Genomic DNA, 12,463 nt, shown 5'->3' with positions numbered 1-12,463 from the left:
TCAGCGTTGAAAAAAACCGCACCCGCCTGCGCGCCGGGCGGCGCGCCACGAGCGCATCGGGGTCTCTCGGGCGGCGCGGCGCCGGCAGGCCGCGCCGCGACATCACCGCTCCGCTTGCGCCGGCAGCCGAAGCGCGACCATGAAGCCGCGCGCCGTATTGCGCATCAGGATCTGGCCGCGATGCCGCGCCGCCGTCGCGCGCACGAACGCAAGGCCCAGGCCGAAACCGCCGCGCGCCGCGCCGTGCGCGGATTCGAGCTGCACGAACGACTCGGTCGCGGCCGTGCGCTGTTCCGGCGCGATGCCGGCGCCGGCGTCCTCGACGCCGATCAGCCAGGCGCCGCCCTCGCCGCTCAGCGCGCAATGAACGTCCACCCCGGCCGGGCCGTACTTCAGCCCGTTGTCGATCAGGTTCGCGACCGCGCGCGTCAGCATCATGCGGTCGCCCATCGTCACGCACTCGGTATCCGGCACCTGCGCGATCACCCGGCAGCCGAGCCCGGCCGCCTTCTCCCACAGCTGGTCGACGGCGTCGAGCACGATCTCGTTGAGACTCACGACTTCGTGCGCGCGACGCTCGGACTGCGCGCGGGTCAGGTGGATGAAGCCGTCGGCGAGCGCGAGCGCGCGCCGCGCATGGCCGGCGATGCGCTCCATGATCGCCGGCATGTCGCCGTGTTCGGCGCGGTAGACGTCGAGCAGCGCGAGGATCGACGTCTGCGGCGAACGCATGTCGTGCGACAGGAAATCGAGCGCCTCGTCGCGCTGCCGCGACATCAGGTACGAATTCGAGTGATAGCGGATGCGCGCGGTCAGCTCCATCGCGTCGGGCAGCTTCACCAGGTAGTCGTTCGCGCCGGCGATGAACGCCTCGCGCTTGACGATCGGCTCTTCCTTCGCGGACAGCACGATGATCGGCACGCGTGCGGTGCCGGCGTCCGCGCGCCATGCGCGCACGAGATCGAGGCCGTCGATCTCCGGCATCACGAGATCCTGCAGGATGACCGTCGGCTTCACGTCGCGCGCGACCGCCATCGCCCGGTGTGCGTCGGTGCACACGTGCAGGTCGATGTCGTGCTCGCTGCGCAACGCGCGGCGGATCACCTCGCCGACGAACGGCTGGTCATCGACGAGAAGGACCGATAACCCCGATTCGAGGCAATCCGAGGCATTATCACTGCTCGATTCTTTCATAAATACAGTTTCAAACGCCGAATCTCCAATCGATTCTTTCATAGGAGTTGTTTATCCGACTTGGACGCTATCTTATATTGGCAGTTGAAAAACCCTGCCCGATTCCGCCGATTTGGCCTGTCGGCAATGCCTTGCAAGGCTTTGGGCGCCGCTTCTTTCCCCGTCGGCGACCCCATTACCTCTGCATTCTTTCTCTCAATAAACATAACCGGCTGATTCTAAATGAAATTAGAACACAGCATCTATCTCCTTCCGGTTTAGTTTTGCCAAATATGCAGAAAGAGACGGAAACAGATAAATCAGATCATTTCCGGATTCGAAAGACGATAACGTTTGCGAGACCGGCGCCATGAGGTTTGCATGCGTTGCAAGGCTGGTGGCCGATCATATTGAGGGCCGGACTCCGGTATCCGGAATCGGCGGGCGGGAAAAGAAAAAATCGCGCGGCGGGCGGGCCGACCCGCTCGCGTGTCGGGGCCGGCAGGACGCCGGCCCGTGCGATTCGCGCGCAGCGCGCCCTAACCGCGTGCGTGCTGCGCCGACACTTCCTGCAGGTCGAGATCGCGTTCGAGCGTGTGCAGCATCTCGTCGTGGATGCGCCCCGACCGGTGCAGGCGCAACAGTTCGGCACGCCCGGCCCGGATCGCGGCCAGCACCACGTCGTAGTGGGCCTGGCGCACTTGCGCCGGAAACGCGGGCTCGTTCTTCGCCCGTTCGGTCAGCTCGGCGCGATACGTGTACTGCTCGAGCAGGCGCGGATGGATCACGACGCCGTTCTCGTCGCGCACGAGCGGCTGGATCGCCGCGAGCTGCGCGGCCTCCACGTACGCCCACGTCTGCGGCTCGGTCAGGTGGTGCGCGGCGCGCTCGTCGCGCTGCGGCAGGCGCAGCAGCCGGATCAGCGGCCCGATCGTCGTGCCCTGCAGCAGCACGGTGACGAGGATCACCGCGAACGACGCGACCAGGATCACGTCGCGGCCCGGCAGCGCCTCGGGCAGCGACAGCGCGATCGCCAGCGTCACCACGCCGCGCATGCCGGCCCAGCTCATGATCGTCGCGGCCTTCCAGTCGGGCGCGTCGCCGCGCCGCGCGAGGCCGCGCACCGGCCACTTCAGCGCCTCGACCGCGTAGATCCACACGAAGCGCGACACGATCACCGCCGCCAGCACCGCAAGCACGGGCGGCACCATCGTGCCGAGCACCTGCTCGAAACCGCCGAGCCGGTGGATCGCGCCGCGCAGCGACAATCCGATCAGCACGAACACCATCGCCTCGAGCAGGAACACGATGACCTGCCAGAACGCGGTGCCGCGCGTGCGCACGGCTGCCGAGAACACCTCGTGCTGATGCCAGCCGACGATCATGCCGGCCGTGACGGTCGAGATCACGCCCGACACCTCGACCATTTCGCCTGCGATGTACGCGATCCAGCCGGCGATCACCGCGACGGTGATCACGAGATAGTCGTCGTCGAGCAGCCTCAGGAACCACACGACGAGCTTGCCGACCACGAAGCCGACCACCACGCCGCCGAGCCCGAGCTCCGCGAAGCGCACGACCGCGTGCTCGAGGCTGAACGCGCCGGTGAGCGCGGCCGCGACCGCGAAGCGGAACAGCACGAGGCCGGCCGCGTCGTTCAGCAGGCTCTCGCCTTCGAGCAGCACCATCAGCCGGCGCGGCAGCGCGACGCGCTCGAGCACCGCCTTCGCGGCGACCGCATCGGGCGGCGACACGATCGCGCCGAGCGCGAAGCACGCGGCCCACGGCAGCGCCGGCACCACCCAGTGCACCGCGAAGCCGACCGCGAACGTCGTGAATACGACTGCGCCGATCGCCAGCATCAGGATGCCGCCGACGTTGCGCTTGAACTCTTCCCACACGGAGAAATACGCACCGTCCATCAGCAGCGGCGGCAGGAACACGAGCAGCACCAGTTCGGGATCGAGGTTGATCGGCGGCAGCCCGGGGATGAATGCGATGCCGATGCCGCCGATCAGCAGCGCGGCCGCGGGCGGCAACCGCAAGCGCTTGGCGATGCATTCGAGCGCGACGATCGCGAGGAATGACAACAGAACCAGCTTGAATGCCGAGACGGGGGACATGAATCGACCTCGTGAGGAATGAATTCGCGCTTTCCGGCGTCGTACCCCGGTCGGCAGTTTCGCGCGATTACATCACGAGGCGAGGCCCGCCGTCGAGCCTGTTTCGGGCAGCCGGCGTGGTGCGCGCACGGCGCCGTGCCGCCGTGTGCGCCGCCATGAAAAACGGCACGCAGGCCGGCCCGATCGCCCGCCTGCGTGCCGTTGCGGCACGGCGTGCCCGCCGCGCGTTACCGGCGCCGCACGACCATCAGCCGCGGCTCGGTCATGTCCTCGATCGCGTAGCGCACGCCTTCGCGGCCGAGGCCCGAATCCTTCACGCCGCCGTACGGCATGTTGTCGACGCGGAACGACGGCACGTCGTTGATCACGACGCCACCCACCTCCAGTTCGTCCCACGCGCGCTGCGCATGCGTGAGCGAATCGGTGAACACGCCGGCCTGCAGCCCGAAGTCGCTGTCGTTCACGCGCGCGAGCGCGTCGTCGAAGCGGTCGAACTTCTCCAGGATCGCGACCGGGCCGAACGCCTCCTTCCGGTACAGGTCCTGCTCGCGCCCGACGTTTTCCAGCAGCGTCGCCTCGAACATCGCGCCGTCGACCTTGCCGCCCGCGACGATCCTCGCCCCGGCCGCGACGGCCGCATCCATCCAGCCCGCCAAGCGGCGCGACTCGGATTCGGAGATCATCGGGCCGACGAACGTCGACGGATCCTTCGGATCGCCCATCTTCAGCGAACGCGTCTTCGCGATCAGCTTCTCGCGCAGCGCGTCGTACAGGTCGGCGTGCACGAGAATCCGCTGCACGCCGATGCAGCTCTGGCCCGACTGGTAGTACGCGCCGAACGCGAGGCGATCGACCACGTAGTCGAGCCGGTCGCGCTGGTCGGCATCGACGATCGCGGCCGCGTTGCCGCCGAGTTCCAGCACGACTTTCTTCTTGCCGGCCTTTTCCTTCAGCGCCCAGCCTACCGCCGGCGAACCGGTGAACGACAGCAGCTTGAAGCGCTCGTCGGTCGTGAACAGGTCGGCGCCGTCGCGATGCGCGGGCAGCACCGAGAACGCGCCCTTCGGCAGGTCGGTTTCCGCGAGCACCTCGCCGATGATCAGCGCGCCGATCGGCGTGCGGCTCGCGGGCTTCAGCACGAACGGACAGCCGGCCGCGAGCGCGGGCGCGACCTTGTGCGCGGCGAGGTTCAACGGGAAGTTGAACGGCGAGATGAACGAGCACGGGCCGACCGGCACGCGCTTCGTGTAGCCCGTGTAGCCCTGCGCACGCGCGGAGATCTCGAGGTTGACGATCTCGCCGTCGATGCGCACCGATTCCTCGGACGCGACGCGAAACGTATCGATCAGCCGCGTGACTTCGCCCTTCGAATCGTTGATCGGCTTGCCGGCCTCGATGCACAGCGCCTCGGCCAGCTCGTCGAAACGTTCGCGAAAACGCGCGACGCAATGATCGAGCACGGCCTGCCGCTTGTAGGCCGGCATCTCGCGCATCGGCTTCGTGGCGTCGACGGCCGCGGCGATCGCCGCATCGATCGCCTTCGCATCGGCCAGCGCGACGCGCGTGGCGACCTTGCCGCTGAACTTGTCGGTCACCTCGAGATCGGTGTTCGCGTAGACGGCTTCGTTGGCGAGGTAGTACGGATAAGTTTCCTTCAACATGGAACGACTCCTTCCTGTGAACGGGCATTCAGAGTTGCGCCGACAGGCGCTTGATCTCGCGGTTCAGCACGCGCTCGTTGTCCGAGTAGTCGATCGGCACGTCGATCACGTGCACGCCCGGCGACGAGAAGCATTCGCGCAGCAGCGGCTCGAGATCGTCGGCCGCTTCGACGCGATGCCCGTGCGCGCCGTAGCTTTGCGCGTACGACACGAAATCGGGGTTCTGCAGCGTCATCGCGAAATCGGGAAAGTTCATGTTCTCCTGCTTCCAGCGGATCATCCCGAACGCATCGTCGCGCAGGATCATCACGACGATGTCGAGCTTCAGCCGCACGGCCGTTTCGAGTTCCTGCGAATTCATCATGAAACCGCCGTCGCCGCACACGGCGATCACCTTGCGCCGCGGATGCACGATCTTCGTCGCGATCGCCGACGGCAGGCCCGCCCCCATCGACGCGAGCGCGTTATCGAGCAGCAGCGAGTTCGGTTCGTGCGCACGCCAGTAGCGCGCGAACCAGATCTTGTACATCCCGTTGTCGAGACAGACGATGCCGTCCACCGGCAACGCGTTGTACAGGTCGTTCACGATCCGCACCGGATACATCGGGAAGCGCGGGTCGTGCTGGCCCTTTTCCAGGTGCGCGTCGAAATGCGCCTTGATCATCTTGAAGCGCTCGAAATCCCAGTGCGATTGCGGCGTCAGCGCTTCCTTCATCTGCCACACCGCGTTCGCGATGTCGCCGACCACCTCGATCTGCGGAAAATAGACGGGGTCGACCTGCGCGCCGAGGAAGTTCACGTGGATCACGGTCTTGTCGTCGGTGCGCATGAAGAACGGCGGCTTCTCGATCACGTCGTGGCCGACGTTGATGATGCAGTCCGCGTGCTCGATCGCGCGATGCACGAAGTCGCCGTCGGACAGCGTCGCGTTGCCGAGCCACAGCGGGTGCGTCTCGTCGATCACGCCCTTGCCCATCTGTGTCGTGAAGAACGGGATGCCCGTCTTGTCGACGAATTCGAGCAGCATCTTGCAGGTGGTCTTGCGGTTGCCGCCCGCGCCGATCATCAACAGCGGATGGCGCGCGGCCTGGATCGCGTCGACCGCATGCGCGACCGCCTTCTCCTCGGCCACCGGCCGCCGGCTGTAGCTGCGCGGGATCGGCTTGCCGTCGCCCTCCTCGTGCGCGATGTCCTCGGGCAGTTCGAGGTGCGCGGCGCCCGGACGCTCTTCCTCCGCGCGGCGAAACGCCTCGCGCACCGCCGACGGGATGTTGCCGATCGACACGATCTGCCGCGTGAACTTCGTGAGCGGCTGCATCATGTCGACCACGTCGACGATCTGGAAGTGCCCCTGCTTGCTGGACTTGATCGGCTTCTGCCCGGTGATCATCAGCATCGGCATCCCGCCGAGCTGCGCATACGCGGCGGCCGTCACGAAATTCGTCGCGCCCGGCCCGAGCGTCGCGAGACACACGCCGGTGCGGCCCGTGAGGCGGCCATAGGTGGCGGCCATGAACCCGGCCGCCTGCTCGTGCCGGGTCAGCACGAGCTTGATCTTCGATCGCCGCAGCGATTCGAGCAGATCGAGGTTTTCCTCGCCGGGAATGCCGAACACGTACTCGACGCCTTCGGCTTCCAGCGCCTTCACGAACAGATCCGATGCTTTCATGGGGGACTCTCGGTTATGCCGCCTGCCCGGCCTACGGACACGCGGCGTTCAGGACGCGCGCCGGCCTACGGCACGCGGACGCCTTACCTACTGGACACAGACCACGGCACTGCTCGCCGCGCAAGACGCCATGTCTGATGCGCGGCGGCGCCTCCGGATGATGCGGGAGGACGAACGGACCCGCCCGCGCGCGGCAAGCACGCGCGGGCGGCAAAGACGTTTTCGATTGTAGACGGATTCGCGAAATTCCGGCTTCGACCGAATGGCCGGCTCCGGCCTCGCGAGGATCGGCCTGACGGCCAATTCGACCTCAAACGACGCGCACGGCCCTACCGTAGGGGCAACCGAATTCCATTCATCGGACATGTGAACCATGGTTGACATCCTGCAATCCGTGCCCTACAGTGCGCCTACGTTCAGCATCCGGACCACCGACGTCTTCGACGCGTGGTTTGCCGGCCTGCCGGATCGTGTCGCGCGGCGGCGCATCCAGGCGCGCATCGACCGTCTGTCGATGGGCAATCCGGGCGACTGGAAATCCGCCGTCGCCCCCGTCGTCGAAATGCGTATCGACCACGGCCCCGGCTATCGCGTGTATTACGTGAGGCGCGGAACGATATGGGTGATCCTGCTCTGCGGCGGCGACAAGTCGACGCAACGGACGGACATCCGCACCGCGCACGCAATGCTCGCGCACCTCGACATGGAGTGATCGATGGACAAGATCAAGACGCGGCCGTGGGATTCGGCCGAACACCTGAAAACCGAAGACGACATGGCCGACTACTTCGACGCATGCCTGCAGGAGGCGGGCGACGATCCGGCCTTCATCGCGCATGCGCTCGGCGTGATCGCCCGCGCACGCGGCATGTCGCAGGTCGCACGCGATGCGGGCCTGTCGCGCGAAGGGTTGTACAAGGCGCTGTCGCACGACGGCAATCCGAGCTTCGGCACGATTCTGAAAGTCATCAAGGCGCTCGGCCTGCAATTGCACGGCGCCAAGGCTGCCGCGTGATCCGGCGGCGCTCGGCGTCGCGCCACGGGCGCAATGCCCGTACCTGCGTCAGTGCGGCCAGCCGGCCGCCCAGCGCGGCACCAGCGACACCAGATACAACCCGAGCCCGATCAGCCCGCCGACGAGTGTGCCGTTGATGCGGATGTACTGCAGATCCTTGCCGATGTTCAGCTCGATCTGTCGCGACATCTCGCGCGCGTCCCAGTTGCGCACCGTGTCGCGAATGTGACGCATGAGGAAATCGGCGAAATCGGGCGCCATCTCGTGCACGGCCTTCTCGACGTGCTCGTTCAGCGACGCGCGTAGCGCCGGGCTCTCGGCGAGCCGCGCGCCGAGCCAGCCGCCGAGCGTCGCGGCCTGCCGGTGCAGCGCCGAATCGGGGCGCGCGAGATCGGCCTTCAGCCACGCACGCAACTGGTCCCACAAGTCGCGCACATACTCGTTGAATGCATCGCCGTCGCGAATGTAGCGCTTGATCTCCTCGCCCTTCGCGACGAACGCGGGGTCGTGCTTCAGCCGCTCGGTCAGCCGCACGACCGTCCGGTCGAAGCGTTGCCGCAGCTCGTGCTCGGGGTCCGCCGCGACGCCTTCGAGCACGCGGCTCACCGCGCTCGCGAGCATCCTCGCGCCGTTCTCGCCGAACCACTGCGTCGGCATGATCTTCTCGACCTTCGGGTATTGCGTCTTCAGCCATTCGACGATGAAGCCCGCGATCACCTCGCGGTTCTCTTCGTTGTCGAGCACGTCGACCACCTGTTCGATCGCATCGTCGAGCAGCGCCTGGTGGCGGCCGTCCTTCGTCAGCGTGTCGAGGATCGCGCCGGCCGATTGCGACAGGTCGACCCGGTCGATCACCGCGCGGAACGCATCGTGGACGAACGACTGGATCCGCGCGTCGTCGGTCATGTCGAGCGCGAAGCTCATCAGCCTGGTCACGTAGCCGCCGAGCGCGTCGGTATTCGCCGGCTCGCCGAGCCACGCGCCGAGCTTCTGCGCGGGATCGTGCTGGCGGATCTGCGCGGCGAGTGCGTCGGGGCCGAGGAATTTCTCGCGCACGAACACCGCGAGGTTGTCGGCGATCTTGTCCTTGTTCTTCGGAATGATCTCGGTGTGGCGCGACACGAACGGGATCGGCACGCGGCGGAACAGCGCGACGACCGCGAACCAGTCGGCGAGCGCGCCGACCATCGCGGCTTCGGCGACGGCCTTGAAGCCGTCGACCCACGGGCCGCGCGGCAGCAGGATGGTGATGACGAACACCGCGACGGCCGCCAGCAGCAGCCACAGCGCACGGCGCTTGCTTCGTTTCAGTTCGAGGGCTTTGTCTGACGTCATGGAGCACGGGCGGATCGGCGATGCCGCTAATATCCCCGATTTCGCCGCCACCGACAAACCCGCGGCCGGGCCGGCACGCACGGCGCACGCGCGCCGCGCGTCTCGCCGCTACATGAACGTCTTCAGATTGACCGCCGGATCGGCCAGCTTCACCGGGTCCGGCACCGCGCCTGCCGCGATCAGCCGCCGCGACGCGCCGATGTCGCGCCCGAGGTTCGCCGCGGCCACCGCGACGATCCTGCCGTCGTCGCCGAGCCCGAACACGGTGAACGGCCCGCTCGCCGGGTCGCCGCGCACGACGATCGTGCGTTCGCCGCCGAACAGCCCGAGCATCTGCAGGTTGCAGTCGTACTGATCGGACCACAGCCACGGCAGCTCGGCATAGCGCTCGTCCGCGCCGAGCAGGTTCGCGGCCGCGACGGCCGGCTGGTTCTCGGCCACCTGCCACGATTCGATCCGCACATGCCGCCCGAGCAGCGGATTGAAGTGCATCGTCACCTCGCCCGCCGCGAAGATCGCGGCATCGGCCGTGCGGCAGCCCGCGTCGACGCGTATCCCGTTGTCGACGTCGAGCCCGGCCGCCTGCGCGAGTTCGACGTTGGGCACCACGCCGATGCCGACCACGACGATATCGGCCGGCACGTCGCCGCGATCGGTCTCGACGATTGCGCCGCCGCCCGGCGCGCGCCGAATCGCGCGCGGCAGCGTCGCCAACCGGAAGATCACGCCGCGCGCAGCGTGCAACCGATGCGCGTATGCACCGACGACCTCCGGCAACGCGCGCTGCAGCACGCGCGCGGCCGGATCGATCACCGTCACGTCGCAGCCGATCTGGCGCGCCGCCGCCGCGACCTCGAGGCCGATGAAGCCGCCGCCGAGCACCGCCACGCGGCGCCCGGGCGCGAGTTGCGCACGCAGCGCACGCGCGTCGGCGACCGTGCGCACGTAATGCGGCACGATGCCTTCGTCGACCGGGCCGCCGAATGCCCGCACCCGTGAACCCGTCGCAAGCACGAGCCGGGCGTAAGGCAGCGCCGCACCGTCGTCGAGCCGCACCCGCCGGGCCTCCCGCTCGATCGCGTCGACACGCGTGCCGAGCCACAGTTCGATGCGCTGCGCGTCGTACCACGCCGCATCGCGGATGAACGCACGCCGTTCGCCGCCATCGCTCAGCAGCGCATCCTTCGACAGCGCGGGCCGGTCGTACGGCAACTCGCGCTCCGCGCCGATCATCACGATGCGCGCCGCCGCATCGCGTTCGCGCAGCGCTTCGGCCGTACGCCGCGCCGCGTGGCCGGCGCCGACGATCACGATCGGATCAGCCGACATTGACTTCCACCTGCCCGTCGACGATCCGGATCGGATAGGTCCGCACCGGCTCGGTGATCGGCGCGCATTTCGGCGCGCCCGTGCGAATGTCGATCAGCCCCTGGTGCAGCGGGCATTCGACGCAGCCGTCCTCCACATAGCCTTCGGACAAGCGCGCGTGACCGTGCGAACAGAGGTCGTGCATCGCGAACAGTTCGTCGCCGATCCGGAACACGGCGATCGGCTTCTGGCCGGCGACGCGCGCCGCCGGTTCGTCTTCGGAGAATTCGTCGAAAGCGCCGAGCGGATGCCACTCGGCCAGCGTTGCTTCGGTCATGTCGTTTCCTTGCTTCGTCAGATCGGTCAGATCGGCGTCGCGAGCAGCGTCTGCACGCGCGACGTGTCGTAGATCACGCGCTTGGTCTTGTAGCGCAGGCCGTCGGGCGTGCGCACGACCGTGTCGTAGTACTTGCCGGCCTGGTACACGTTCGATTCGCCGTTGCTGCGCGTCTGCACGACCACGTAGTTGCTCTCGGTATCGATTTCGCCGTCGCGTTCGGCGACGATCGTCAGGCCCGACGTCATGTGCCGGTACGTGTGCTCCTCGTAGATGTTCGCGTGCCTCAGCGACACCACGCGGTCGCGCAGCATCCGCCGGTTCGTGCAGTGGACGATCCCGACCGGCAGGCCGAGATCGGCGTTCTCCTTCGGCACGATTTCGTACGTGCAGTCCTCGGTGAACATCTCCGGCCAGTGTTCGAGCCGGTCGTTGTCGAGGTGCCCGATGTAGCGGTTCTGGAGCATGTAAATCTCGAACCACGTCTTCATGTCTTCCGTCATTTTCTGCTCCGCCTCAATAGCCCATCAGCTTCTGATAGCCGACCCAGAACTTGCGGATCAGGCTTTCGGTGATCACCGTGTCCTGCTGATCCGGATTGCCGCGCGACATCTCGATCACCGACGTCGCATCGGCATCGCGCACCGTGCCGCGCTGCACGAGCTCGGTCGCTTCCGTGTCTTCCATCGAGATGTAGCCGGCCGGCCCGACGAGGTTCGCCTGCTTGATGCGCAGCGCGCGCAGCTCGGGCGTGTCGTCCGCGTAGCCGAAGAAGTGGAAGATCAGCTCGAAGTTGTCCGGCCCCTTCGGCAGGATCTGCCGCGCGACCAGCGTGTTGTGGATCTGCTGGATCACGAGCTGCGGGAAGATCGGCTGGATATGGTTCGTGCAGTCCTCGTCGTATTCCGACACGAGATCGAGGATCGATTCGTCTTCGAGATGGAAACCTTCGTCGAACGAACGGATGTTCTGCTGCTTGTACGCGGCCGACGTGTCGTCGCCCGTCTTCGTCACAGTGATGATGCTGTGCAGCCCGTGGTTCGCATCCGGGATCGAGCGCGCCTTCATCCCGACGCGGAAGATGTTGAAGGTCGTATGGAACAGGTGCAGCATGCTCGCGTGATACGGGTCCTTCACGTTCTCCATGTACAGCTTCCAGTTCGATTTCGAATACTGGCGCGTGCAGCCGAGATATTCGATCGGCTTGTGGAAGATCCGGTCGATCCACGGGCGCATCTGCTCGCCGAGATACTCGGGCAGCGGCGCGACCTCGTCGCTGAAGCTGGCGAACACGAGCCCGCGATAGCTGTCGACGCGCAGCTTGCGCAGCCCGTGCTGCTTCGGATCGAAATCGGCCGGCATCCCGGTCATCCCCTTCTGGCCGCGCCGGAACGGCACACCGAGCAGGTTGCCCTGGTTGTCGAAACTCCACTGGTGATAGACGCACGTGTGCGAACTCGCGTTGCCGCGCGACTTGCGGCACACCTGCGCGCCGCGGTGCGCGCAGCGGTTCACCCACGCGGACAGCGCACCGTCCTCGGTACGGGTGACGACCACCGGCGTGTCGCCGACGAACGTGCTCTTGAAATCGCCGGCGTTCGGAATTTCCGCTTCGAGCGCGACGAAGTTCCACGTCGGCCCGCGGAAGATGCGCTCCTGCTCGCGATCGTAGACCGCCCGCGAGCTGAACACCTTGTACGGCACGCGCGAGCCGTCGTCGTGCGGGAAGGTCACGTCGGACGCGTCGCCGCGCGCGGCGAAAACGACGGGCAATTCTGTCTGCTCCATGTCGGACTCCTTGTCGATCCGTTGCGTTGAATGCATGGAGCCGATTTTTGAAAA

At 66.7% G+C, this 12,463-nt stretch carries 11 protein-coding genes; 2 read left to right on the top strand and 9 right to left on the bottom strand.

Annotated features, from left to right (window positions below):
* Positions 1-102 precede the first annotated feature (102 nt).
* The 4 genes from HWX62_RS06975 to HWX62_RS06960 all read right to left on the bottom strand — a co-directional run bounded on the left by HWX62_RS06975 (position 103) and on the right by HWX62_RS06960 (position 6,626).
* Positions 103-1,236: a hybrid sensor histidine kinase/response regulator gene (locus HWX62_RS06975; RefSeq protein ID WP_175932315.1), complete on the bottom strand. Its 1,134-nt coding sequence runs from the start codon at positions 1,234-1,236 to the stop codon at positions 103-105.
* A 476-nt stretch (positions 1,237-1,712) separates the two neighbouring features.
* Entirely contained in the window at positions 1,713-3,296 is a 1,584-nt protein-coding gene (locus HWX62_RS06970; protein WP_175932314.1) for a Na+/H+ antiporter, read from the bottom strand.
* A gap of 227 nt (positions 3,297-3,523) precedes the next feature.
* On the bottom strand, positions 3,524-4,957 hold the full coding sequence (locus HWX62_RS06965) for an aldehyde dehydrogenase family protein (RefSeq protein WP_175932313.1): 1,434 nt from the start codon (positions 4,955-4,957) through the stop codon (positions 3,524-3,526).
* Between the two features lie 28 nt (positions 4,958-4,985).
* On the bottom strand, positions 4,986-6,626 hold the full coding sequence (locus tag HWX62_RS06960; protein ID WP_175932312.1) for an acetolactate synthase large subunit: 1,641 nt from the start codon (positions 6,624-6,626) through the stop codon (positions 4,986-4,988).
* A gap of 373 nt (positions 6,627-6,999) precedes the next feature.
* On the opposite strand from HWX62_RS06960, the gene HWX62_RS06955 reads away from it, so the two are divergent.
* Entirely contained in the window at positions 7,000-7,338 is a 339-nt protein-coding gene (locus HWX62_RS06955; protein ID WP_175932311.1) for a type II toxin-antitoxin system RelE/ParE family toxin, read from the top strand.
* A 3-nt stretch (positions 7,339-7,341) separates the two neighbouring features.
* Complete coding sequence (locus HWX62_RS06950; RefSeq protein ID WP_006490972.1) at positions 7,342-7,641, top strand: addiction module antidote protein; 300 nt, start codon at positions 7,342-7,344, stop codon at positions 7,639-7,641.
* A gap of 48 nt (positions 7,642-7,689) precedes the next feature.
* On the opposite strand, the gene HWX62_RS06945 is transcribed toward HWX62_RS06950, so the two are convergent.
* The 5 genes from HWX62_RS06945 to andAc form a co-directional block, all read right to left on the bottom strand.
* Entirely contained in the window at positions 7,690-8,976 is a 1,287-nt protein-coding gene (locus tag HWX62_RS06945; protein ID WP_175932310.1) for a DUF445 domain-containing protein, read from the bottom strand.
* A gap of 108 nt (positions 8,977-9,084) precedes the next feature.
* A complete protein-coding gene (gene andAa / locus HWX62_RS06940) occupies positions 9,085-10,305 on the bottom strand; it encodes an anthranilate 1,2-dioxygenase system ferredoxin--NAD(+) reductase (protein WP_175932309.1) in 1,221 nt (406 codons plus the stop codon).
* On the bottom strand, positions 10,295-10,621 hold the full coding sequence (gene andAb, locus HWX62_RS06935) for an anthranilate 1,2-dioxygenase ferredoxin subunit AndAb (RefSeq protein ID WP_039344765.1): 327 nt from the start codon (positions 10,619-10,621) through the stop codon (positions 10,295-10,297). The genes andAa and andAb overlap by 11 nt, the downstream gene beginning before the upstream one ends.
* Before the next feature lie 26 nt (positions 10,622-10,647).
* Entirely contained in the window at positions 10,648-11,124 is a 477-nt protein-coding gene (gene andAd / locus HWX62_RS06930) for an anthranilate 1,2-dioxygenase small subunit AndAd (protein WP_175932308.1), read from the bottom strand.
* 13 nt (positions 11,125-11,137) lie between these two features.
* Positions 11,138-12,409 carry an anthranilate 1,2-dioxygenase large subunit AndAc gene (andAc, locus tag HWX62_RS06925; protein WP_175932307.1) on the bottom strand — a complete coding sequence of 424 codons (1,272 nt, stop codon included), beginning with the start codon at positions 12,407-12,409 and terminating at the stop codon, positions 11,138-11,140.
* Positions 12,410-12,463: the final 54 nt, after the last annotated feature.

The organism is Burkholderia sp. BCC0506 (assembly GCF_902833145.1).
Taxonomy (GTDB): Bacteria; Pseudomonadota; Gammaproteobacteria; order Burkholderiales; family Burkholderiaceae; genus Burkholderia.
The sequence above is the reverse complement of the archived record's forward strand: the minus strand, read 5'-3'. Positions and strand labels throughout refer to the sequence as shown.